Origin of the sequence: Kineococcus haloalkalitolerans, assembly GCF_050871905.1 — a bacterium.
Lineage (GTDB): Bacteria > Actinomycetota > Actinomycetes > Actinomycetales > Kineococcaceae > Kineococcus.
Genome location: NZ_JBJLSH010000008.1, coordinates 76,879 through 99,601 on the forward strand (window position 1 = coordinate 76,879; position 22,723 = coordinate 99,601).

Annotated in this window: 21 protein-coding genes; 6 read left to right on the plus strand and 15 right to left on the minus strand. The window is 77.8% G+C overall.

What is annotated here, in order from left to right:
• The first annotated feature begins 35 nt into the window (after window positions 1–35).
• Window positions 36–638, plus strand: a complete 603-nt coding sequence (locus ACRYMY_RS05430) for a response regulator transcription factor (protein WP_369052334.1) — start codon at window positions 36–38, stop codon at window positions 636–638.
• A 95-nt stretch (window positions 639–733) separates the two neighbouring features.
• On the plus strand, window positions 734–2,026 hold the full coding sequence (locus ACRYMY_RS05435; protein ID WP_432546268.1) for an HRDC domain-containing protein: 1,293 nt from the start codon (window positions 734–736) through the stop codon (window positions 2,024–2,026).
• Between the two features lie 52 nt (window positions 2,027–2,078).
• On the opposite strand, the gene ACRYMY_RS05440 is transcribed toward ACRYMY_RS05435, so the two are convergent.
• The gene (locus ACRYMY_RS05440) at window positions 2,079–2,639 is read right to left on the minus strand and encodes an ATP-binding protein (protein ID WP_432546247.1); all 561 of its coding nucleotides are present in this window, start codon (window positions 2,637–2,639) and stop codon (window positions 2,079–2,081) included.
• A 274-nt stretch (window positions 2,640–2,913) separates the two neighbouring features.
• Between ACRYMY_RS05440 and ACRYMY_RS05445 the strand changes: the two genes are divergently transcribed.
• Window positions 2,914–3,768 carry a hypothetical protein gene (locus ACRYMY_RS05445; RefSeq protein ID WP_432546248.1) on the plus strand — a complete coding sequence of 285 codons (855 nt, stop codon included), beginning with the start codon at window positions 2,914–2,916 and terminating at the stop codon, window positions 3,766–3,768.
• Between the two features lie 39 nt (window positions 3,769–3,807).
• Here the strand turns inward: ACRYMY_RS05445 and dxs are convergent, their stop codons facing one another.
• From dxs to ACRYMY_RS05460, 3 genes are all read right to left on the minus strand, one after another.
• Window positions 3,808–5,739, minus strand: a complete 1,932-nt coding sequence (dxs, locus tag ACRYMY_RS05450) for a 1-deoxy-D-xylulose-5-phosphate synthase (protein WP_432546249.1) — start codon at window positions 5,737–5,739, stop codon at window positions 3,808–3,810.
• Between the two features lie 198 nt (window positions 5,740–5,937).
• A complete protein-coding gene (locus ACRYMY_RS05455) occupies window positions 5,938–6,339 on the minus strand; it encodes a hypothetical protein (RefSeq protein WP_369052338.1) in 402 nt (133 codons plus the stop codon).
• A gap of 46 nt (window positions 6,340–6,385) precedes the next feature.
• Complete coding sequence (locus tag ACRYMY_RS05460; protein ID WP_432546250.1) at window positions 6,386–7,567, minus strand: MalY/PatB family protein; 1,182 nt, start codon at window positions 7,565–7,567, stop codon at window positions 6,386–6,388.
• A 128-nt stretch (window positions 7,568–7,695) separates the two neighbouring features.
• Between ACRYMY_RS05460 and ACRYMY_RS05465 the strand changes: the two genes are divergently transcribed.
• Complete coding sequence (locus tag ACRYMY_RS05465; protein ID WP_432546251.1) at window positions 7,696–8,610, plus strand: universal stress protein; 915 nt, start codon at window positions 7,696–7,698, stop codon at window positions 8,608–8,610.
• A 16-nt stretch (window positions 8,611–8,626) separates the two neighbouring features.
• Here the strand turns inward: ACRYMY_RS05465 and ACRYMY_RS05470 are convergent, their stop codons facing one another.
• The 8 genes from ACRYMY_RS05470 to ACRYMY_RS05505 all read right to left on the minus strand — a co-directional run bounded on the left by ACRYMY_RS05470 (window position 8,627) and on the right by ACRYMY_RS05505 (window position 19,760).
• Entirely contained in the window at window positions 8,627–9,016 is a 390-nt protein-coding gene (locus tag ACRYMY_RS05470; RefSeq protein ID WP_432546252.1) for an ATP-binding protein, read from the minus strand.
• 67 nt (window positions 9,017–9,083) lie between these two features.
• Window positions 9,084–9,944 (minus strand): HDOD domain-containing protein, encoded by an 861-nt coding sequence (locus ACRYMY_RS05475; RefSeq protein ID WP_432546253.1) that lies wholly within the window; start codon window positions 9,942–9,944, stop codon window positions 9,084–9,086.
• Entirely contained in the window at window positions 9,941–12,196 is a 2,256-nt protein-coding gene (locus ACRYMY_RS05480; protein WP_432546254.1) for a putative bifunctional diguanylate cyclase/phosphodiesterase, read from the minus strand. Before ACRYMY_RS05480 ends, ACRYMY_RS05475 begins: the two co-directional genes overlap by 4 nt.
• A 244-nt stretch (window positions 12,197–12,440) precedes the next feature.
• On the minus strand, window positions 12,441–15,290 hold the full coding sequence (locus ACRYMY_RS05485) for an aconitate hydratase (protein WP_432546255.1): 2,850 nt from the start codon (window positions 15,288–15,290) through the stop codon (window positions 12,441–12,443).
• 107 nt (window positions 15,291–15,397) lie between these two features.
• On the minus strand, window positions 15,398–15,760 hold the full coding sequence (locus ACRYMY_RS05490) for a DUF202 domain-containing protein (RefSeq protein WP_432546256.1): 363 nt from the start codon (window positions 15,758–15,760) through the stop codon (window positions 15,398–15,400).
• Window positions 15,761–15,778: 18 nt separating this feature from the next.
• Window positions 15,779–16,153 (minus strand): DUF202 domain-containing protein, encoded by a 375-nt coding sequence (locus ACRYMY_RS05495; RefSeq protein WP_432546257.1) that lies wholly within the window; start codon window positions 16,151–16,153, stop codon window positions 15,779–15,781.
• A complete protein-coding gene (locus ACRYMY_RS05500; RefSeq protein ID WP_432546258.1) occupies window positions 16,150–17,529 on the minus strand; it encodes a class I SAM-dependent RNA methyltransferase in 1,380 nt (459 codons plus the stop codon). Before ACRYMY_RS05500 ends, ACRYMY_RS05495 begins: the two co-directional genes overlap by 4 nt.
• A 122-nt stretch (window positions 17,530–17,651) precedes the next feature.
• The gene (locus tag ACRYMY_RS05505) at window positions 17,652–19,760 is read right to left on the minus strand and encodes an APC family permease (protein ID WP_432546259.1); all 2,109 of its coding nucleotides are present in this window, start codon (window positions 19,758–19,760) and stop codon (window positions 17,652–17,654) included.
• A gap of 149 nt (window positions 19,761–19,909) precedes the next feature.
• Here ACRYMY_RS05505 and ACRYMY_RS05510 point away from each other — a divergent pair, with 149 nt between their 5' ends.
• Both ACRYMY_RS05510 and ACRYMY_RS05515 read left to right on the plus strand, forming a co-directional pair.
• On the plus strand, window positions 19,910–20,575 hold the full coding sequence (locus ACRYMY_RS05510; RefSeq protein WP_432546260.1) for a potassium channel family protein: 666 nt from the start codon (window positions 19,910–19,912) through the stop codon (window positions 20,573–20,575).
• Complete coding sequence (locus ACRYMY_RS05515; protein ID WP_432546261.1) at window positions 20,575–21,234, plus strand: potassium channel family protein; 660 nt, start codon at window positions 20,575–20,577, stop codon at window positions 21,232–21,234. Before ACRYMY_RS05510 ends, ACRYMY_RS05515 begins: the two co-directional genes overlap by 1 nt.
• A gap of 27 nt (window positions 21,235–21,261) precedes the next feature.
• Here ACRYMY_RS05515 and ACRYMY_RS05520 read toward each other — a convergent pair whose 3' ends face one another.
• The 3 genes from ACRYMY_RS05520 to ACRYMY_RS05530 all read right to left on the minus strand — a co-directional run bounded on the left by ACRYMY_RS05520 (window position 21,262) and on the right by ACRYMY_RS05530 (window position 22,589).
• Window positions 21,262–21,918, minus strand: coding sequence for a DUF3159 domain-containing protein (locus ACRYMY_RS05520; RefSeq protein ID WP_432546262.1), 657 nt, complete (start codon window positions 21,916–21,918; stop codon window positions 21,262–21,264).
• Window positions 21,915–22,307 carry an OB-fold nucleic acid binding domain-containing protein gene (locus ACRYMY_RS05525; RefSeq protein ID WP_432546263.1) on the minus strand — a complete coding sequence of 131 codons (393 nt, stop codon included), beginning with the start codon at window positions 22,305–22,307 and terminating at the stop codon, window positions 21,915–21,917. Before ACRYMY_RS05525 ends, ACRYMY_RS05520 begins: the two co-directional genes overlap by 4 nt.
• Before the next feature lie 66 nt (window positions 22,308–22,373).
• Window positions 22,374–22,589, minus strand: coding sequence for a hypothetical protein (locus ACRYMY_RS05530; protein ID WP_432546264.1), 216 nt, complete (start codon window positions 22,587–22,589; stop codon window positions 22,374–22,376).
• Window positions 22,590–22,723 lie beyond the last annotated feature (134 nt).

Genomic DNA, 22,723 nt, shown 5'->3' on the forward strand with positions numbered 1-22,723 from the left:
CACGAGGCGGACGCCGCGCACTGAGGAGGACGACGGTGACTGCGCTCGTCGAACGCCCGGGGATGGCCGTCCCCTCCCGTCTCGGCCGCTTCGCCGCCCTGGTCGCGGTCGCCGACCCGGTGGTCCGCGAGTCGGTGACCCGCACCCTGCGCCTGCTGGGCGCGGCCAACGTGGAGCACGCCTCCAGCGTCGCCCAGGCCCGCGCCCTGGCCCGCACGGGCCCGCGCGCCCTGTTCATCGCCGACGCCGGCCTGCCCGACGGCTCCGGCGCCCAGCTCGTCTCCGAGCTGCGCGCGGCCGGCTGGAACCGCTGCGTCGTGCTGTCCAGCAACGCCGACCCCTTCGCGGTGCGCGGCGCGGTGGCCGCCGGGGTGCGCTGCTACCTGGTCACCACCCGCCCCGAGGGCACCGGCTTCGAGACCCGCACGGGCGGCGCGGGCGTCGACGGCCTGTCCGAGCGCGAGGTCGAGGTGCTCCAGCACGTCGCCGACGGCCGCTCCAACAAGGACACCGGGGCGCTGCTGGGCCTGTCCGCGCTGACCGTCAAGAGCCACCTGGCGCGCATCGCCCGCAAGCTGGGCACCGGTGACCGCGCCGAGATGGTCGCCATCACCCTGCGCGCCGGCGTCATCCAGTAACGACCGGCCGCACCCGCCCCGGACCGGCCGCGAGCGCCCCGTACGGTGGGCGCGTGAGCCAGGGCGAGAGCGGTCAGCACGTGGCCGGTCAGGACGTGGCCGGTGGTGACGCCGGGCCGCCGCAGCAGCCGGAGGTCCCGCCGCTGCCCCTGCTCGACGCGCCCACCGGCGGAGTGCCGCCGGTCGCCGACACGCCCGCGGCGCTGGCGGAGGTCGTGGCCGCGATGGCCGCCGGCACCGGCCCCGTGGCGGTGGACGCCGAGCGCGCCTCCGGGTACCGCTACGGCCAGCGCGCCTTCCTCGTGCAGCTGCGGCGCGCCGGCGCCGGCACCGCCCTCGTCGACCCGGAGGCGCTGGGCGACCTGTCGGCGCTGGGCGAGGCCCTGGGCGACGCCGAGTGGGTCCTGCACGCCGCCAGCCAGGACCTGCCGTGCCTGGCCGAGGTGGGCATGCGCCCGGTGACGCTGTTCGACACCGAGCTGGGCTCGCGGCTGGCCGGGCTGCCCCGCGTGGGCCTGGGCGCCGTCGTCGAGGAGTTCCTGGGGCTGCGGCTGGCCAAGGAGCACTCCGCGGTGGACTGGTCCACCCGCCCGCTGCCGCAGCCGTGGCTGAACTACGCCGCCCTCGACGTGGAGGTGCTGCTGGAGCTGCGCGACGCCGTGGCGGCGCGGCTGGAGTCGCAGGGCAAGCTCGGCTGGGCCCGCGAGGAGTTCGCCGCCGTCGCGGCCGCCTCGGCCCCCGCCCCGCCCGCCGAGCCGTGGCGCCGGGTCTCCGGCCTGCACGCCGTGCGCTCGCGCCGCCAGCTGGCCGTCGTGCGCGCGCTGTGGCAGGCCCGCGACGAGGAGGCCCGCCGCCGCGACACCTCCCCCGGCCGGCTCCTGCCCGACGCCGCCCTGGTGGCCGCCGCGCGGGCGGTGCCCCGCACGCCGCAGGCCCTGCTGGGCACACCCGGGTTCACCGGCCGGGCCGCCCGCACCCGGCTGACCGCCTGGTTCGCGGCCGTCGAGGCCGGGCGGGCGGTGCCCGAGGCCGAGCTGCCGCAGCACGCCGCGCGCGGGGACGGCCCCCCGCCGCCGCGCACGTGGGCCCAGCGCGACCCGGAGGCCGCCGCCCGCCTGGCCGCGGGGCGGGCCGCCGTCACCGCCCTGGCCGAGCAGCACGGCCTGCCGGTGGAGAACCTCCTGCAGCCGGACGCCCTGCGCCGGCTGGCCTGGGCCCCGCCGCAGCCGGCCGACGCGGCCGCGCTGGCGGCGGCCCTGCGGGCCTCGCGGGCCCGCGACTGGCAGGTCGGCCTCGTGGCGCAGCCGCTGGCCGAGGCGTTCGCCGCCGCCGCCCGCGGCGAGCAGCCGGTGGACGCCCCCGCGGAGGGCGGGCGGTCCGCCGGCTGAGGCGCCGCGCGGCGGGTCCGGCCGCGGCGCGGCGCCCGGTCCCGCCGGTCCCTCAGTCGCGGGCGAGGTGGAACCAGACGGTCTTGCCGCCACCGTCGGAGCGGCCCCCGGGGGTGTCGCCCGCGGCCGGCGCGGCGCTCTCCTCCTCGCGCGGCAGCGGCCACCGCAGCACCTCACGGGCGGGGTCGCCGACGTCCTCGACGGCGCCGGCGGCCCCGTCGCGGCCGGCGGGGGCGTCACCGGCCCCGCCGGGGTCCCGGTCGCCGTCCGCACCGGGCCGCTCGGCGCTCGGGTAGTACCCCCAGGCCGTCGCCAGCGCGTCGACGAGGGCGATGCCGCGCCCGGAGGTGGCCGTCGGGCTCTGCGGCCGCAGCGCCGGGATGGTGGTCGTGCCGTCGGAGATGCCCACGACGATGCCCTCGGCGTCGTGGGTCATCGTCAGCGTGACCGGCCCCTGGCCGTGCTCCAGCGCGTTGGAGACGAGCTCGCTGGTGAGCAGCTCGGCGATCCAGCGGCGCGCCTCCGGCAGGTGCTCGGCGGGGCAGTGCTCGCACACCCAGTGCCGCGCCAGCGCCGGTGAGGACAGGTGCGCGTCCAGTGAGAGGCGTTCCACGTCGTCCTCCGTCGCCCTCGACCCGGCGGTGCGCCCTCGACACCGCCACGCCAGACGATGGCGCAGGCCGCGCGCCCGGGCAAGGCGGGAGGGTCGCGGGCGACGGGTCCCCGCCCCCGGACGGGGGCCGGACGGCCGCGGACGAGGGGCGGGTGGTCGTGTCGTCACCGCCCGTGGTGGCCGGCGCCGTCCGGGGGCCGGCGCCTCACCCGTGCGGCGCAGCGCCGGTCGCGCTGCGCGAGGCGCGGGGCGCGCGCTCACCTACGGTCGGCCCGTGACCTCGCCGCCGCCCGCCCCGCGCGCCGCCCGCGCGGCCCTGCGCCGCGCGGTGCTGGCCGCGAGCGTCCTGGACGACGTGGACGTCGACCTGGACGACGCGGGCGTCCACCTGCCCGGCTGCGCGTGGCTGGACTGGGCCGTGCTCGAGGCCGCGGCCGCGGGCGCCCCGGGCGCGCTGCCGGGCGAGGAGCCCCGGCGCCGGCGCGTGCACGACCTGCTGCTGGCCCACCGCGCCGCGCACCGGCGCGGCGCGCGCCGCGTCGCGCTCGCGGTGGCGGTCGACGCCGACGTGCACCCCGGGCGGGCGTGGGCGGCCCACCGGTTCACCGGCGGCGCGCTGGACGTGGGCCCGGCCGTGGTGCTCACCGGGTCCGACGGCCGCGAGCGGGCGCTGCCGCTGGTGGCCGCGACCGCCGTGGCCACGGGCTCCTCCCCCGCGCTGACCGACGCCGACCTGGCCCACGTCGACGCCATGGGCGAGCTGGCGGCGCGGCGGCTGGCCCGCGACGCGGGCGCCCGCGGGGGCGGGGTGCTGCGCCCCGTGGGCGGCTGCGACGTGCCGACCCTGCTCACGTCCCCCGCGCTGCGCGCGCACCTGACCGCCCCCGACGACGGGCCGGGTCGCGCGGCCGCCCACGGGGGCGTGGGCCTGCTGCGGGCCGTGGCGGTGCCCGCGCGCTCGCGCGGCTGGTTCGACCTGGCCCGCGTCGACCCGGCCTTCGTGGCCGCGGCCTGGAGCGCGACGGACCCGGTGGAGCGGGGCGCGGCGCGCCCGCTGCTGGTCTCGCGCCACGAGGTGGCGCACGCGCCGCGGACGGTGCGGCTGGCGGAGGTCGTCCTCCAGCAGTGACCGGGCGGTGGCCGCGGTGGCCGGCGCCCCGGCCGCGGGTCAGCCGCCGGGGCGCACCGCCGGGTCGCCGGGGGCGTCGGCGTCCTGCGACCCCTGGGCGTGCTGGGCCACGGCCTCCACCACGCGCCGGGCCACGTGCTGCGGCGACAGCCCCGCCTCGTCGAGGATCGCGTCGCGGCCGCCGTGGTCGTAGAAGCGCTGCGGCAGCGCGAACGTCTGCAGCGGGACGGGCACGTCGGCGGCGCGCAGCGCGTCGGCCAGCGCGCTGCCCACACCCCCGGCCCCGCAACCGTCCTCGACGACGGCGACGTGCCGGTGCGCGGCGGCCAGCTCCACGAGGGCCGGGTCCACGGGCGTCACCCACCGCGGGTCGACGACGGTGACGCCGACCCCGTGGGCCCGCAGCCGGGCGGCCACGTCCAGGCACCGCGGGACCATCGCGCCGACGGCCACGAGCAGCACGTCGTCGCCGTCGCGCCAGCGCTCGCCCTCCAGGACGTCGGCGTGCCCGGTGCGGGCGATCGCCGGCAGGTCGGCCGGCACCTTGCCCTTGCTGAAGCGCAGGACGGTGGGCGCGTCCTCGACGGCGACGGCCTCGCGCAGCTCCTCGCGCAGCGTCGTGGCGTCTCGGGGGGCGGCCAGCCGCAGCCCCGGCACGAGGCGGGTCAGGGCCATGTCCCACACGCCGTGGTGGCTGGCGCCGTCCGGGCCGGTGACCCCGGCGCGGTCCAGGACGAACGTGACGCCGGCGCGGTGCAGCGCGACGTCCATGAGCAGCTGGTCGAACGCCCGGTTGAGGAACGTGGCGTAGACGGCGACGACGGGGTGCAGGCCGCCGGCGGCCATCCCGGCCGCGGACGTGGCGGCGTGCTGCTCGGCGATGCCGACGTCGAAGACCCGCTCGGGGTGGGCGCGGGCGAAGGGCCCGAGCCCGACGGGGATCTGCATGGCAGCGGTGATGCCGACGACGTCGCGGCGCACCTCGCCGATCGCGACCATCTCCTCGGCGAACACGCTCGTCCACGAGGAGCCGCTGGAGGCCTGCGCCTCCCCCGTCTCCGGGTCGATGACCCCGACGGCGTGGAAGTGGTCGGCGTCGTGCTCCAGGGCGGGCCGGTAGCCGCGGCCCTTCTGGGTGATGACGTGCACGATGACGGGGCCGCCGTAGGAGCGGGCGCGGCGCAGGGCGTGCTCGACGGCGACGGCGTCGTGGCCGTCGACGGGACCGACGTACTTCAGGCCCAGGTCCTCGAACAGCCCCTGCGGGGCGACGATGTCCTTGATGCCCTTCTTCATCCCGTGCAGCGTGTCGTAGGCGAAGCGGCCGGGGGCCCCGCCGCGGCGCAGCGACTGCTTGCCCCAGTCGAGCAGCTTCTCGTACTCGCGGGTGGTGCGCAGGGTCGCCAGGTGGGTGGCCATCCCGCCGATGGTGGGCGCGTAGGAGCGCTCGTTGTCGTTGACGACGACGATGACGGGCCGCTGGGCGGCGGCGATGTTGTTCAGCGCCTCCCAGGCCATCCCGCCGGTCAGGGCGCCGTCGCCGATGACGGCGGCCACCCGCCGGTCGGTCTCGCCGCGCAGCTCGAACGCCTTGGCCAGCCCGTCGGCCCACGACAGGGACGTGGAGGCGTGCGAGTTCTCCACGACGTCGTGCTCGCTCTCGGCGCGCGAGGGGTAGCCGGACAGGCCGCCGGCCTCGCGCAGGCGGGAGAAGTCCTGCCGGCCGGTCAGCAGCTTGTGCACGTAGCTCTGGTGGCCGGTGTCGAAGACCAGGCGGTCGCGCGGGGAGTCGAACACCCGGTGCAGCGCGATGGTCAGCTCGACGACCCCGAGGTTGGGGCCCAGGTGCCCGCCGGTGCGGCTGACGGCGCTGACGAGGAAGTCCCGGACCTCAGCGGCCAGCACCGGCAGCTGCTCCGGGGTCAGGGCCCTGAGGTCCTCGGGACCCGTGATCGATGCGAGCAGCCCCATGCTCCGGTGGCCTCCTGGCGTGCGGCGTCGTCCTGCGGTCGCGGCGCGGCGGGGTGCCCGGGCGCGTCGCGGGTCGAGTGTAGGAGCGCCGGGGCGTCGCGGCGCGGGAAGAGCACCCCGGCGGGCGGGCCCGCACCGGATCTGCACACGGACGGCCCGCGCGCGGCCCGCTCAGCGAGGCCCGCTCACCGGGGCCGCTCACCAGGGCGGCGGCGCGGCGCGCAGCAGGGCGTCGTGGACGAGGCCGACGGCCCGGGCCAGGCGCCGCAGCCGCAGCTGCTCGCGCTCGAGGACGTCGAAGACCGCCGGGGCGGTCTCGGGGGGCAGGTGCCCGGACAGGTCGCGGCGCGCGGTGCCCAGGGCGCGGCGCACCTGCTCCTGGCCGGCGGCGGCGTGGTGGGCGACGAGCCAGGCCAGCAGCACCGGGTGGCGGCGCACCGGCGGGTAGCCGCGGTACTCCGGCGGCGCCTGGTCCAGCAGCCAGTCCGTGGCGGCCGCCTCCCAGCCCTCCGCCCCGGCCGGGGGGACCTCCTGCGGCCAGCCCGGCGGGCCGTGCCGGGGACGCCGCCGCGCGGGCGCGGCGGACGGCTCCTCGAACACGTGTTCGACGCTACCGCGCCGCGCGCGGAGCGGCTCAGCCGTCCGGTCAGCCGTCGACGGCGGCCGCCATCCGCCGCACCGCCTCGGTGAGCACGTCCTCGCCGGTCGCGAGGTTCAGGCGCGCGAAACCGCGGCCGGCGGGCCCGAACTCGTGCCCGGCGCTGAGCGCGACCCGGCCCCGCTCCAGCAGCACGCGCGCCGGGTCGTCGCCCAGGCCGAGGTCGCGGCAGTCCAGCCAGGCCAGGTAGGTGGCGCGGGACGGCACCCGCCGCACCGCCGGCAGGTGCTCGGCGAGCAGGGCGTCCAGCAGCGCCCGCCGGCGGGCCAGGCCGTCGAGGAGACCGTCCAGCCACTCCCCGCCGGACCGGAACGCCGCCGCGTGGGCGAGGACGCCCAGGTGGGCGACGCCGTGCCCGGCCTCCTCCGGCAGTCGGGCCAGGTCACCGGCCGCGGCCGGCCCGGCCAGCAGCAGGGCGGCCGGGACGCCCGCCAGGTTCCACCCCTTGCTGGCCGACGTCAGCGCCATCCCGAGCCCGCTCGCGTCGTGCGCCAGGTACGGCGCGAACCCGGCGCCGGGGTCGGCCAGCGGGGCGTGCACCTCGTCGGCGACCACGCGCACGCCGTGGCCGGCCGCCAGAGCGGCCAGCGCGGTCAGCTCGGCGGCGGTGTGCACGGTGCCGGTGGGGTTCTGCGGGCTGCACAGCAGGTGGACGACCTCGCCGCGGGCGCGCTCGCGCGCGTACGCCGCCTCCAGGGCCGGCAGGTCCAGGCGCCCGGCGGCGGTCAGCGGCACGTCGACGACGCGGCGGCCGGAGCGCTCGGCGAAGGCGCGGAACGGCGGGTAGACGGGGGTGTCCACGACCACCGCGGCACCGGGCCCGGACACCAGCCGCAGCGCCTCCACGACGCCGGTCATCACGTCGGGCACCAGGGCCGTGCGCGCGACGTCGACCTCCCAGCCCCAGCGGCGCCGGGCGAAGGCGGCGAAGGCGCGGGCGAGGTCGTCGCCGTGGGCGTAGCCGGTGTCGCCGCGGGCGACGGCGTCGTGCAGGGCGGTGGCGACGGGCGCGGCGAGCAGGACGTCCATCTCGGCCACCCACAGCGGCAGCACGTCCGGCGGGTGGAAGCGCCACTTCAGGCTCGTGCGGCTGCGCACCTGGCCGATCCGCACGTCCCCGAGCGGGTCCGGGCGGGTGCGGGTCCCCTGCTCGCGCTCGTGCGGCGTCACGGGGCGATCCTGCCGCGCCGCGCCGCGCGGCGGCCCGGCGGGCACCCGGGACCTCCGTCCCTGGTGGGTCGGCGCCCGCACGGGGGACGCTGGCCGCGGCACCCGCCCACCCCTCCCGGAGGTCCGCCGTGGACACGCTCGCCGCCGTCACCGCCCCGCCCGCGCGCCCCGCCGGCGCGCCGACCGGCCGGAGCAGCACCAGGACCGTGCGCGCGGCCGGGGCCCGGGGCGCGGGCGCGCCCGTCGTCGTGGGCTACGACGGTTCCCCGGACGCCGTGCGCGCCCTGGTGGTGGCCGCCGACGACGCGGCCGGGACCGGCTCGCCGCTGCACGTGCTGACGGTGGCGCGGCTGGGCGAGGACACCGCCACGACAGCCGGCACGCCCGCCACCCCGACGGCCGGCGAGTGCCCGGGCGCCGGGGACCACGCGGTGGCACCGGTGGCGCGCGCCGAGGAGGTGCTGCGCCACGCCGGCGCGCTGGTGGAGCGGCTGCACCCGGAGCTGCCGGTGGTCCGGCACCTGCACCTGGGGCCGGTGGCCACGGCGCTGCGCTCCGCGGCCCGCGACGCGCGGCTGCTCGTGGTGGGCGCCCGCGGCACCGGCGGGGAGTTCCTGCCCGGCCTGGGCGACGTGGCCGCCGAGCTGGTGGCCGGCTCCCCCGTGCCGGTGCTCGTCGTCACCGCGGTCTCCCCCGAGCCGGCGGCCGCACCGGGCGCGGTGGGCGCCGGCGCGACGGTCGCCGCCGTCCACGGGGACGGCCGCCACGGCGGCGACGACGACGCGGTCGTGCGCCGGGCGCAGGACTGGGCGGGCCGTCACGGCGGGGCGGTGCACGTGGTGCGCACCTCCCGCCCCGACGAGCGCTGGTCCTCCCGGGACGACGCGCTGCTGTCCGCGGGGGCCGGGGCGGGCGTGCTCGTGGTGGCCGCCCCGGACGACGACGCCGACGGCCTCGGCGGGCGCGGTCCCGGCCGGCAGGTCCTGGGCCGCGCGCTGTGCCCGGTGCTGGTCGTGCCGGCCGGCGAGGGCGCCGACCGCTGACCCCGCCCCGCGGGCGTCAGGACAGGACGAACCAGACGGTCTTGCCGCGGCCCGCGCTGGAGACGCCCCAGCGGTCGCTGATGATGTCGACCAGGGCGACGCCGCGGCCGCCCTCGGCGTCGGGCGGGACGTCGCGGCGCACCGGGCGGGCCGGGTGGCCGTCGCTGACGGACACCTGCAGGCCGGCGGTGCCGTCGCACTCCACGCGCACCCGCACGGGCGGCCCGCCGTGCCGCACGGCGTTGGTCACCAGCTCGGAGACGAGCAGCTGCGCCTCGTCGAGGACGCGGGCGTGGTGGACCCTGCAGTAGGCCCGCGTCAGGAAGTCCCGGGCCTCGCGGGCCGAGCCCTCGTGGTCGGGGAGGACCAGCTCCGCCGCGGGGGTCGCCTCGCACACCCGGCCCATCCTGCCGCCGCACCGCGCGGGCCGCGCGGCGGGGTCGTGGTGCGGCGCGTCGGGCGGGGCGCGGGGCTCAGGACGTCAGCAGGCGGACCATGTCGGCGGCGGTGCGCTCCACGGGGGCGCGCAGGGCGTCCAGCTCCGCGTCGCGCACGTGCCCGGCGGACAGGTGCCCGGCCGGGCGCGGGGCGCGGGCGGGGTCCAGGACGCGCTCGGACAGCTCCAGGCCCAGCCGCACGGCCACGGCCAGCGGGCGGGCGGGCCCGGGCTGGTCGACCTGGGCGAGCGCCAGGGCCAGGTCGTCGGGGAACGCCCACGCGGCCAGCGCCTCGGCGGACACGCGGGTGTGCACGGCCCCGTAGCGGCGCGCCTCGGCGGTCAGCAGCTCCTCGCGGTCGGCGGCCGCCGCCAGCAGCTGCGGGTAGCGCACGGGGTCGCAGCGCACCAGCAGGGCCTGCCCCAGGCGCGCCAGCAGCCCCAGGCTGAAGGCCTCCGGCTGCTGGGCGCCCAGCCGCGCGGCGACCTCCCCGGCGGCGACGGCGGTCAGCAGGCTGCGGTCCCAGAAGCCGTCCAGCTCCGGCGGGACGTCGTCGAGGCCGGCCATGGCCGTCACGGCCAGGCTGCGCACGGTGGAGAAGCCGACGACGGTGACGGCGAAGGAGGGGGCCGACACGCGCCCGGACAGCCCGAAGTAGGCGGAGTTGGCCAGCCGCAGCACCTTGGCGGTCAGCGCGGGGTCGTAGCTGAGGGTGCGCCCGAGGGAGGTGGCGTCCGAGCGGGCGTCGTCGGCCTCGGCGATGACGCGCGCGGCGACGGGCCGGTGGGCGGGCAGGTCGTCCAGGGCGGAGGAGATGCGCCCGAGGACCTCGACGGCGCCGGCGGTGGTGTCCTCCACGGTGCCGGTGCCGGTCACCGCGGGGCGCCGCCCGATCACGCGGTCACCGTCCGGGGCGCGGGCACCGCGGCGGGGCGCTCGACGCGGCCGCCGGAGCGCAGCAGGGCCAGCAGGGCGGCGGGCTCCAGCGGCCGGGAGTACAGGTACCCCTGGACGGCCTCGCAGCCCAGCTCGGCGAGCACGGCGTCCTGCTCGGGCGTCTCGACGCCCTCCGCGACGACCCCCAGGCCCAGGGTGCGGGCCAGGGAGACGACGGCCGCGGCCACGGCGCGCGCCGGGCCGCCGCGCTGGTCGCCGGGGCGCGCGCCGGGCACGGCCCCGGGGCGCGGGCGCGGACGGGCGTCGAGGTCGCGCACGAAGGAGCGGTCGACCTTGAGGTGGTCGACGGGCAGGTCCTTCAGGTAGGCCAGCGAGGAGTAGCCGGTGCCGAAGTCGTCGACGGCGACGCGGGCCCCGTCGCGGCGCAGCTCCTCCAGGACCTCCCGGCAGGCGCGCAGGTCGCTCGCCAGCGCGGTCTCGGTGACCTCCAGGCACAGGTCGGACAGCTGCACGCCGGCCGCGGCGGCGGTGCGCCGCACGCTGTCGGCGAACCCCTCGGCGGACAGGGTGACCGCGGAGACGTTGACGGCGACCCAGCGCGGTGCCCGGGGCAGCTCGCCGGAGCGCTCGGCGGCGCGCCAGCCGGCCAGGTCGCGGCAGGCGACGGCCAGGACGTGGGCGTCCAGGGCGGGCACCAGCCCGGCGCGCTCGGCCAGCGGCACGAAGGTGCCGGGGTCCACGGGCCCGAGCTCGGGGTGGCGCCAGCGGCACAGGGCCTCCACCGACAGCACCTCGGCGACCGGGCCGGGGCGCACGATGGGCTGGTAGTGCACGTCGACGGTGCCGCGGGCCAGGGCCTCGCGCAGGTCGGCGACCAGGCGCAGGGCCCGGCGGGCGCGCCGGCGGACCTCGTCGTCGAGCAGGGCCCAGCGCCCGCCGCCGGCGGCCTTGGCCTCGTGGGTGGCGATGCCGGCGTCGCGCAGCAGCTCGTCGGGCGTGCCGGAGGGCCCGCCGAGGAGGACGACGCCGACGCTGGCGACGACGTCCAGGCGCAGGCCGTTGACCTCGACGGGCGCCGAGACGGTGTCCAGGACCCGCCGGGCGGCGGCCGCGACGGCGTCGGCGTCGGGCAGGTCGTGGCAGACGACGACGAACTCGTCGCCGCCGGGGCGGGTGACGAGGTCGCCGGCGCGCACGGTGCCGGCCAGGCGGCGCGCGACCTCGACGAGGACGGCGTCGCCGGCCTCGGGGCCCAGGCCGTCGTTGACGGTCTTGAAGTCGTCCAGGTCGACCATGAGGACCCCGGCGCGGGCCCCTCCCCCGCGCCCCTCCCCCGCGGCGGGCAGGAGCCCGGCGAGGTGCTCCAGCAGCGCGAGCCGGTTCGGCAGGCCGGTCAGCAGGTCGTGCTGGGCCTGGTAGGCGAGCCGGTGCTCGCGGGCGAGGCGGTCGGTGACGTCCTCGACGGTGGCGATGAAGCCGGCGCCGTACCCGGGGGTGCGGGAGGGGGCGAAGCGCACGTGGACCCAGCGGACCTGCCCAGTGGCGGTGCGCAGCCGCGTGTCGAGGGTGACGGGGCGCCCGGCGAGGACGCGCGTGACGGCCTCGACGACGGCGGCGCGCTCCTCCTCCACGACGCAGGCCAGCCAGCCGGTGCCGTGCAGCTCGGCGGCCGAGCGGCCGGTGAGGGCGGCGAAGGCGTCGTTGACGTGAGACAGGCGGGCGCCGACGTCGGAGACGATCGTGGCCACGGGCGAGCTGCGGGCGAGGGTGGCGAAGCGCTCCTCGGCGGCGCGCAGGGCCGCGTCGGCGCGGGCGTCGCCGGGCAGGGCGCCCTGCAGGACCCAGCACTCCTCCGCGCCGGTGCCGGGGGCTCCGGGCGGGGCGGGCGCGGCGGGCACGGGCCAGGCGACGAGCTCGCACGCGCGGGCCTCGCCGGAGCTGGTGATCGCGGTGGCGGCGAAGCGGGTGTGCCGCTCGCGCAGCAGGTGCTCGGTGAGCGCGGCCCCGGGCGCGGCGGGGCGCAGCACGCGGGTCAGGGCCAGCTCGGGCAGGGCGTCGGCGGCCACGGCGAGCAGCTCGGCGGCGGCGGCGTTGGCCCAGCGCACGCGGGGCGCCTCGCGCGGCGCGGGCTCGGCGGGGCGGGAGACGACGAGGACGGGGTGCGGCTGGGCGCTGGCGAGGTGCAGCAGGGCGGTCGCGACCTCTGGCGGGGTCGCTGCGCCCGCCGGGCGCCACAGGTCCTCGGGGTCCACGGTTCCGTCCGTCCCTCGTGCGGTGCGGCCCCGTCCGTGGTGCCGCGTCACGGGGTCCATCGGCACGCGGTGGCGCGAGGTGAAGCGTCCGGGCCCACCCGGTCGGCGGCGGCACCCCGCCTCCGGTGACCGAGGGTGACGGGGGCGGCGGGCGCGGGGCGCGGCCCGGGCACGGCGAGGGGGCGGCCACCCGGTTCGGGTGACCGCCCCGTCGTCCCTGGTCCGGGTCAGCCCCGGACCCGGCTCACGCCCGGGTCAGGGACCGCAGGACGTACTGCAGGATCCCGCCGTTGCGGTAGTAGTCCGCCTCGCCGGGGGTGTCGATGCGCACGACGGCGTCGAACTCCACCGTCTCGCCGGACCCCTTCGTGGCGGTGACGCGCACGGTGCGCGGGGTGCGGCCCTCGTTGAGCTCCGCGATCCCCGCGACGTCGAACGTCTCGGTGCCGTCCAGGCCGAGGGAGGCGGCGCTCTCGCCGGCGGGGAACTGCAGCGGGACGACGCCCATGCCGATGAGGTTGGAGCGGTGGATGCGCTCGAAGCTCTCGGTGATGACGGCCTTGACGCCCAGCAGCGCGGTGCCCTTCGCGGCCCAGTCGCGCGAGGAGCCGGAGCCGTACTCCTTGCCGCCCAGGACGACCAGCGGCGTGCCCTGCTCGGCGTAGTGCTGCGCGGCCTCGTAGATGGTCGTCTGCTCGCCGTCGCGGGTGAAGTCGCGGGTGAAGCCGCCCGAGACGCCGTCCAGCAGGAGGTTGCGCAGGCGGATGTTCGCGAACGTGCCGCGGATCATCACCTCGTGGTTGCCGCGCCGGGAGCCGTAGGAGTTGAAGTCCTTGCGCTCCACCCCGTGCTCGGACAGGTACGTCCCGGCGGGGCTGTCGGGCTTGATGGACCCGGCGGGCGAGATGTGGTCGGTGGTGACCGAGTCGCCCAGCAGGGCGAGCACGCGGGCGCCGGTGATGTCCTGGACGGGCGCCGGCTCGGCCCGCATGCCCTCGAAGTACGGGGGCTTGCGCACGTAGGTCGAGTCCTGGTCCCACGCGAAGGTGTCGCCCTCGGGCGTGGGCAGGTTCCGCCAGCGCTCGTCGCCGGCGAACACGTCGGAGTAGCCGGAGACGAACATGTCCTTGCTGATGGCGTCGCCGATGACCCGCTCGACCTCGGCCGCGTCGGGCCAGATGTCGCGCAGGAACACGTCGGCGCCGGACTCGTCCTGGCCGATCGGGTCGTCCTCGACGTCCCAGTCCATCGTCCCGGCGAGGGCGTAGGCGATGACCAGCGGCGGGGAGGCCAGGTAGTTCATCTTGACGTCGGGGTTGATGCGGCCCTCGAAGTTCCGGTTGCCCGACAGGACCGCGGTCACCGCGAGGTCGTTCTCCTGCACCGCGGCCGAGATCTCCTCCGGCAGCGGGCCGGAGTTGCCGATGCAGGTGACGCAGCCGTACCCGACGAGGTGGAAGCCCAGCTTCTCCAGGTACGGGGTCAGCCCGGCCTTGTCGTAGTAGTCGGTGACGACCTTCGAGCCGGGGGCCAGGGAGGTCTTCACCCACGGCTTGCGGGTCAGGCCCTTCTCCACCGCGTTCTTGGCCAGCAGCGCGGCGGCCACCATCACCGAGGGGTTGGAGGTGTTGGTGCAGCTGGTGATCGAGGCGATCGCGACGGCGCCGTGGTCGATCTCGGTGCGGGTGCCGTCGGCCAGCGTCACGGGCACGCGCTGGGAGGGGCGGCCCTCGGCGTGGCCGGGGGCGGCGGGCTCGTCGGCCTCGCCGCTGCCGGAGGCGGTCGGCGGGTCGGAGGCCGGGAAGCTCTCGGCGCTGGCCTCGTCCTGGGTGGAGCCGTGCACGGCGTCGATCGCGTCGCTGTGCGCGCTGGAGGCGACGTTCGGCGCGGGCGCGACGTCGGTGACGTAGTCGCCGAGGGCGGCGCGGAACGCCTCCTTGGCCTCCGTCAGGACGATGCGGTCCTGCGGGCGCTTGGGGCCGGCGATGCTGGGCACGACCGTGGACAGGTCCAGCTCGAGGTACTCGGAGTAGCGCGCCTCGCGCGAGGGGTCGTGCCAGAGGCCCTGCTCCTTGGTGTAGGCCTCCACGAGGGCGACCTGCTCCTCGCTGCGGCCGGTCAGGCGCAGGTAGTCCAGGGTGACGTCGTCGATCGGGAAGATCGCCGCGGTGGAGCCGAACTCCGGGCTCATGTTGCCGATGGTGGCGCGGTTGGCCAGCGGCACGGCGCCGACGCCGTCGCCGTAGAACTCGACGAACTTGCCCACGACGCCGTGCTTGCGCAGCACCTCGGTGATCGTCAGGACGACGTCGGTGGCGGTGGCGCCGGCGGGGATGGAGCCGGAGAGCTTGAAGCCGACCACGCGCGGGATGAGCATCGAGACCGGCTGGCCGAGCATCGCGGCCTCGGCCTCGATGCCGCCCACGCCCCAGCCCAGCACGCCCAGGCCGTTGACCATCGTGGTGTGCGAGTCGGTGCCCACCAGGGTGTCGGGGTAGGCCTGCAGCTCGCCGTCGACCTCGCGCTCGAACACGACGCGCGCCAGGTGCTCGATGTTGACCTGGTGGACGATGCCGGTGCCCGGGGGCACGACCTTGAAGTCGTCGAAGGCGGTCTGGCCCCAGCGCAGGAACTGGTAGCGCTCGCGGTTGCGCCCGTACTCGATCTCGACGTTCTGCTCGAAGGCGTCGGGGCGGCCGAAGACGTCGGCGATGACGGAGTGGTCGATGACCAGCTCCGCCGGCGAGAGGGGGTTGACCCTGGTGGGGTCGCCGCCCAGCTCGGCGACGGCCTCGCGCATGGTGGCCAGGTCGACGATGCAGGGCACGCCGGTGAAGTCCTGCATGATCACGCGGGCGGGGGTGAACTGGATCTCGGTGTCCGGCTCCGCGTCCGCGTCCCAGCCGCCGAGGGCGCGGATGTGGTCGGCGGTGATGTTCGCGCCGTCCTCGGTGCGCAGCAGGTTCTCGAGGAGGACCTTGAGGCTGAACGGCAGCTCCGCCGCCCCGTCGACCGCGCCCAGGCGGAAGATCGTGTAGTCCTTGCCCCCGACTGTTAGGGTAGCCTTCGCTTGGAAGCTGTTCTGGCTGCTCACCGTGAGCTCCTCCACTCGTCGTCCGCGACGTCCGGATGCGGTCCCGGCGATCGTCCCACCGGCTCCGGTGGACCGGCCAGCCACCCCGCCGCCCGTTTATCTCGACGTCAAGATACCACGGTGGCGGCGCGGACGAGCAGGAGCACCAGGCCCAGCGCCCCCACCAGCGCCGTCAGCGCGGCCGCGACGGCGGGCACCCCCGCTCCCGGGCCGGCGCGCAGGTCGCCGTCGCGCAGCAGCACCCGCACCTGGTGGGCAGAGCGGCGCCCGGACGCCACGAGCAGCCACGTGCCCGCGGCCGCCCCGGTCAGGGCGACGGCCAGCGCGGCGCCGCCCAGCACCGGCGCGAGCAGCCGCGCCAGCACCAGCGAGCCCACGAGGACCCCCAGCGCCGTGCGCCGCCACGCCAGCGCCGTCCGCTCCGGCTGCAGCCCCGGGTCGAACACCCGCGGGCGGGGGTCCCCGCTCACCGCCCGCTCACCGCCCGCTCACCGCCACAGGACGCCCAGCAGCACGAGCACCCCGGCCAGGAGCACCCCGGCGGCCAGCGGCGCGGCCAGCACCGGGGAGGCCAGCGGCTCGGCCCGCCGCAGCGCCCGCTCGTCCCGGGCCCAGCCGCGCCAGGCCTGCACCGGGGTGGCCAGCCCCAGGACGACCAGCAGCAGCGACGCCGCCAGCCGCAGCCCCGGCTGCAGCGGCAGCGCCAGCGCCTCCAGCGCCACCCCGGCCGCCAGCAGCGCCAGCGCCGTGCGCAGCCACGCCAGGAACGTGCGCTCGTTCGCCAGGGAGAAGCGCGGGTCCGGCTCGGAACCGGTGCCGTAGACGCTGCGCGGGAAGCGGCCGCGCGGCGCCGGGCGGCTCACGCCGGGACCAGGCGCGCCACGCACTCCACGTGCGCGGTCTGCGGGAACAGGTCGAACGCGCGCAGGCCGTCCAGCCGGTACCCGTGCTGCGCGAAGGTCGCCACGTCCCGGGCCAGGGCGGCCGGGTCGCAGGCCACGTAGACCACCGCGCGCGGGCGCAGGCCGGCCACCCCGGTGACGACGTCCCGGCCCGCCCCCGCGCGCGGGGGGTCGAGGACGACGACGTCGACGGAGCGCCCGGCCAGCTCCTCGTCGGCCAGCGACTCCTCCACCGCGCCCGCCCACAGCTCCACCTGCGGCGCGCCGTGCAGGCTGCGCCGGGCGTCGCGCACGGCGCGCTCCTCCCCCTCCACGGCCAGCACGGACCCCTGCTCGCCGACCGCGGCGGCCAGCACCGCCGTGAACAGGCCCGCCCCCGCGTACAGGTCCAGCGCGGACTCCCCCGGCCGCGGGGCGGCGGCCTCCAGCACCGCCTCCGCGAGCACGCCCGGCGCGGCGCGGTGCCCCTGCCAGAAGCCCGCGCCGCTGACCCGGAAGGCGTGCTCGCGCCCGCCGGCCGCCACGCGCTCGCCGACCCACGTGCGCCCGCTGACGCGGTGCACGCCGTCGGCGGTGCGCACGGCCAGCGACGCGCCGGGCAGCTTGGGCAGGTGCGCGTGCCGGCCCGCGGACGGCAGCGCCACGGCCAGCGGCGGGCCGCCGTCGGAGCCGGCCGCGACCTCCACCGCCTCCACGTTGCCCCAGCGGGCGCCCAGGACGCCGGAGCCCACGACGCCCGGCGCGCTGATCGGGCAGTCGTCCAGGGGCACGACGGCGTGCGAGCGGTGCACGTGCAGGCCGGGACGGCCCTCGGCGTCCACCGCGAAGCGCGTGCGGGTGCGCCAGCGCAGTCCCGCGCCGCCCCCGCCGGCGGCGTCGCCGGTGTCGGTCCCGTCCCCGGTGTCGCCCGGCACGGGCTCGACGACCACGTCGGTGCCCGCGGTCACGTCCAGGCCGGCCAGGCGGCGCAGCTGCTCGGCGACCACCTCCGCCTTCAGGACCCGCTGCCGCGGCAGGGCCACGTGCTGGAAGTCGCACCCGCCGCACAGGCCGGGACGGGCCACCGGGCAGGCCGGCTCGACGCGGTCGGCGTCGGCGCGCAGCACCCGGACGGCGTCCGCCCGCCAGAACGAGGACTCCTCGGTGCCCTCGGTGACGCGGGCCAGGACCCGCTCCCCCGGCAGGGCGTGGCGCACGAAGACCACGCGCCCCTCGCCCTCCGTGCGCGCCACGCAGTGCCCGCCGTGGGCGACGGGGCCCACCTCCAGCTCCAGCTCGGTGCCCGTGACGTCGCGCCCGGCGCGCGCCCGCGGGCGCGAGGGCCGGCGGGCGCTCACCCCGGGCGCCGCGGCCGCGGCGGGCGCCGCCGGCCGCCCGCCACGTCCCCCGTGCCGTCCCCGCGACGGCCGTCCCCCGGACCGCTCCCGCCCCTCGAGCCGTCCCTGCTCGTCCTGCGGGCTCACGCGCGCCTCCCCTGCTCCTGGTGCTCGTCCTGCTCGTGCTGCTCGCGGCCGCCGCGCCCGGGCGGGCGGGCGGCGTCCTCGTGCTCGACGGGTGCCGGACCCCACGTCCCGCGGCGCACCACGCCCGGCGCGGCCGGCTCGTGGCGGTCCTCCATGCCCGCCGAGCTGGACAGCTGCCACGGCACGCTGGCCACCATGACACCCGGCGTGTAGCGCAGGCGAGCGCGCAGCCGCAGCGCGGACTGGTTGTGCAGCAGCGCCTCCCACCAGTGCCCCACCACGTACTCGGGCACGTAGACGACGACCAGGTCGCGCGGGTGCCGCTCGCGCAGCGCCCGCACGTGGTCCACGACCGGCCGCGTGACCTCCCGGTACGGGGAGTCCAGCACCGTCAGCGGCAGCGGCACGCCCAGGCGCTCCCACCGCTCCTGCAGCGCGCGCGTCTCCTGCGGGTCCACGGCCACCGTGACGGCCTGCAGGTCGGTGTTGCGCGCCGCCCGCGCGTAGGCCAGGGCCCGCAGCGTCGGCTTGTGCAGCTTGGACACGAGCACCACCGCGCGCACGCCCGTCGGCAGCGCCTTGGCGGCCGGGTCGTCGGGCACGGCCAGCTCCCGGGCCACCGAGCTGTAGTGGCGCTGGATCAGCCGCATGTTGACGAACACCACGGCCATCGCCAGGACGGCGATCCACGCGCCCTGCGTGAACTTCGTCAGCAGCACGATGACCAGGACCAGGCCGGTCAGCGCGAAGCCGACGGAGTTCACGACCCGCGAGCGGGTCATCCGCGCCCGCGCGGCCGCGTCGGTCTCGGTGCGCAGGTGCCGCGTCCAGTGCCGCACCATGCCCAGCTGGCTGACGGTGAAGGAGACGAAGACCCCGACGATGTACAGCTGGATCAGCCGCGTCACCTCGGCGTCGAAGGCGAGGACGAGCACGATCGCGGCACCGGCCAGGGCGAGGATGCCGTTGGAGAAGGCCAGCCGGTCCCCGCGCGTGTGCAGCTGCTTGGGCAGGAAGCCGTCGCGGGCCAGGATCGAGGCCAGGACGGGGAAGCCGTTGAAGGCGGTGTTGGCCGCCAGGACGAGGATCACGCCGGTGGCCGCGGTCACGAGGTAGAACGCCGGCGGGAAGTGGTCGAAGACCGTCGCGGCGAGCTGGCCGATGACGGGGTCCTGCACGTAGGAGTCGCCCACGGGCACCCCGTCGTCCAGCAGCTGCACCGACGGGTCCTCCGCGAAGCGGACGCCCGTCAGGTCCGCCAGCGCGATGACGCTCATCAGCATGGTCACCGAGATGAGGCCCAGCAGCAGCAGCGTCGTGGCCGCGTTGCGGCTCTTGGGCTTGCGGAAGGCCGGGACGCCGTTGCTGATGGCCTCCACGCCCGTCAGGGCCGCCGCCCCCGAGGAGAACGCCCGCAGGACGAGGTACGCGCCCGCCAGGCTCGTCAGGCCGCCGGAGATGTCGTGCTCGGCGGCCAGCTCGAGGTGGGCGCTGGGCGCCTGCGGCAGGTCGCCGAACAGCCAGCGCCCGAAGCCCCACAGGCCCATCCCGATGACCGAGGCCATGAACAGGTACGTGGGCACGGCGAACGCGGTGCCGCTCTCGCGCACGCCGCGCAGGTTGACCGTCATCAGCAGCACGATCAGCCCGACGGCGAACAGCGCCTCGTGCCCGCGCAGGAACGGCAGGGCCGTGGCCGCGTACTGCGCGCCCGAGGAGATCGACACCGCGACCGTCAGGACGTAGTCGACCAGCAGCGCGCTGCCCACGGTCAGGCCCGCCCCCGGGCCGAGGTTGACCGTGGCGACCTCGTAGTCGCCGCCGCCGGAGGGGTAGGCGTGGACGTTCTGGCGGTAGGACGCCACGACGACCAGCAGCACCACCACGACGGCCGCGGCGATCCACGGCGACAGCGCGTAGGCGGCGATGCCGGCGATCGAGAGGGTCAGGAGGATCTCGTCGGGCGCGTACGCCACCGAGCTCAGGGCGTCGGAGGCGAAGACGGGCAGCGCGATGCGCTTCGGCAGGAGCGTCTCGGACAGCTTCTCGCTGCGGAACGGCCGGCCGACCAGCAGCCGCTTGGCCGCGTCGGTGACAGAGGGCACGTCCGCCGATGGTACGTCCGGCGAACCCTCCCCGCCGCCGCCCGCGCGCGGACCACCCGCGCGCCGCGCCCGCGGGGGGCCGGGCGGTAGCGTCGGACCCGCGCCGCCCGCCGGGGCGGCGCCGGCGACGACGGGACGGACCGGGGCGGATGCACTTCGTGATCATGGGTTGCGGGCGGGTGGGCTCGACCCTCGCCCTGACCGTCGAGCAGCGCGGGCACAGCGTCGCCGTCGTCGACCAGGACGCCGACGCCTTCCGCCGCCTCGGGCACGCCTTCGAGGGGCGCCGCGTCACCGGCGTCGGCTTCGACCACGACACCCTCGTCGAGGCCGGCATCCACGAGGCCGACGCCTTCGCCGCCGTCAGCTCCGGCGACAACTCCAACATCCTCGCCGCGCGCGTGGCGCGGGAGAAGTTCGACGTGCCGACCGTCGTGGCCCGCATCTACGACCCCGGCCGCGCCGAGGTCTACCAGCGCCTGGGCATCCCCACCATCGCCACGGTGCGCTGGACCGCCGACCAGGTCCTGCGCCGGCTCGTGCCCGAGGGCGCGCTCAGCGAGCACCGCGACGCCAGCGGGCGGGTCGTCATGCTGGAGGTGCCCGTCCACGACGACTGGGTGGGCAGGCCGCTGCGCGAGCTGGAGGCCGCCTCCGGGGCCCGCGTCGCCTACATCACCCGCCTCGGGGCGGGGCTGGTGCCCAAGCCCGGCACCGTCCACCAGGAGGGCGACCTCGTGCACGTCGTCGTCGCCGACGAGCTGTCCGCCAAGGCCGTGAAGGTCCTCGGCCGCTCCCCGGAGGAGGTCGCCTGATGCGCGTCGTCATCGCCGGGGCCGGCATCGTCGGCCGCTCCATCGCCCGCGAGCTCATCGGCAACGGCCACCGGGTCCTGCTCGTCGACCGCGCCCCGGCCGCCATGAAGATCAGCAGCGTGCCGGACGCCCAGTGGCTGCTCGCCGACGCCTGCGAGGTGACCAGCCTGCAGGAGGCCGACCTGGCCGACTGCGACGTCGTGGTCGCCGCCACGGGCGACGACAAGGCCAACCTGGTCGTCTCGCTGCTGGCCAAGACCGAGTACGGCGTGCCCCGCACGGTGGCGCGCGTGAACAACCCGAAGAACGAGTGGCTGTTCGACCAGGCGTGGGGCGTGGACGTGGCGGTCTCCACGCCGCGGCTGATGACGGCGCTGGTCGAGGAGGCCGTCTCGGCCGGCGAGCTGGTGCGGCTGTTCACCTTCCAGCAGGGGCAGACGTCGATGGCCGAGTTCACCCTCGACGAGACCAGCCGGGTCGTGGGCCGCACGGTGGCCGAGGTGCGCCTGCCCGAGGACACGGTGCTCGTGGCCATCGTGCGCGGCGAGCGTCCCATCGCGCCCGACGGCGACGACCGCCTCGAGGCGGGCGACCACCTGATGTTCCTGTCCTCCCCCGCGGCGGAGGACGCGCTGCGGACCGTCCTCGGCTCGTCCTGAGCGGCCCTCGGGCGCGGCCCCGGGGGCTCAGCCCGCGACGCGCTCCTCGGGCGGGGCCAGCGGGGTGCGCCCGCGCAGCAGGACGACGCTGGCCACCACCAGCCCGAGCACCAGCAGCGGCCAGCCCAGCAGCAGCTTGGCCACGGCCAGGCCGGTGACGTCGTCGGCCAGGTACAGCGGCAGCTGCACCGCCACCCGCAGCACGTACCCGGCCAGCAGCAGCGCGGTGAGCTTCTGGCAGAGGGCGACGACGCCCGGGTCGCGGCGCCAGCGCGTCGGCTCCTCCACCACCGCGCCCACGAGGAAGCCGACGACGGGCCAGCGGGTCACCATCGAGACCGCGAAGACGACCGCCAGGGCCGCGTTGAGCAGGATCCCCGGCAGGAACACGTCACCCGCGCGTCCGGTGCGCGAAGCCACGACCGCCGCCACGACGAGCACGAGCAGGCCGCCGAGGGCGTGCTGGACGGTCTCGCGCCGCACCACCCGCACGGCGACCGCCACGAGCATGACGGCCACCGAGGCGCCCACGGCCGTCCACAGGTCCTGGGTGGTGGTCCAGGCCACCAGGAAGGCGACGCCGGGCAGAGCGCTGTCCAGCAGCCCCCGCCAGCCGCCCACCGCCAGCGACAGCCGCTGGCGCACGACCTCCTCGACGGTGGTGGGGACGGTCTGCGCGCTCACGCGCCGTCCGGGCAGATGAGCTCGTAGACGGGGTTGAAGATCACGCGCTGGCCGTCGTCCTCGGCGACCAGCCCGCTGGCCTTGAGGCGCCGGCCCGGCTCGACGCCGGCGATGCGCCGGCGGCCCAGCCAGACGAGCGACACGGCGCCGGAGCCGTCGAACAGCTCGGCCTCCACGGCGGGCACGCCCCCGCGCGGGCGCGCGGTGACCGACCGCAGGGTGCCGCACACGCAGGCGCGCGAGCGGCTGGCCAGCTGCCCGCACGGCACGCCGCCCTGGCGGGCGGACTCGGCCAGCGCGTCGCGCGCGGCCAGGTCGGACTCGGACGCGGTGAACCGCTGCAGCGCACGGCGCCACAGCGGCGCGCCGACCAGGGGGGACCTGCTCACGAGGACAAGCGTAGGACGGCGCGGACGGTGGCGGAGGACGTCCCCGCGACGGGGGCGGCGACCACCTCAGCGCACCTCGGTGATCTCGGGGCCGCGCTCGAACGGCTTCAGGTCGTCGCGGCGCGGACCCTGCCCGCCCCCCTGCCCGCCCTGCGCGCCGGCGGGCTGGGCCTGCGCACCCGCAGCGGGCTGGGCGGCGCCGGGCACCTGCGGCAGCGCCAGCGGCACCAGCTCGCGGGGGGCCATCGCCTCGGAGCCGCGCGCGACGACGGCGTCGCGCACCACGGCCTCCAGCGGCGGGGGGGGGGGGGGGGGGGGGGGGGGGGGGGGGGGGGGGGGGGGGGGGGGGGGGCGGGGGGGGGGGGGGCGGCGCCGGCCGGGGGGGGGGAGGGGGGGGGGGGGGCGGTGCAGCGGGC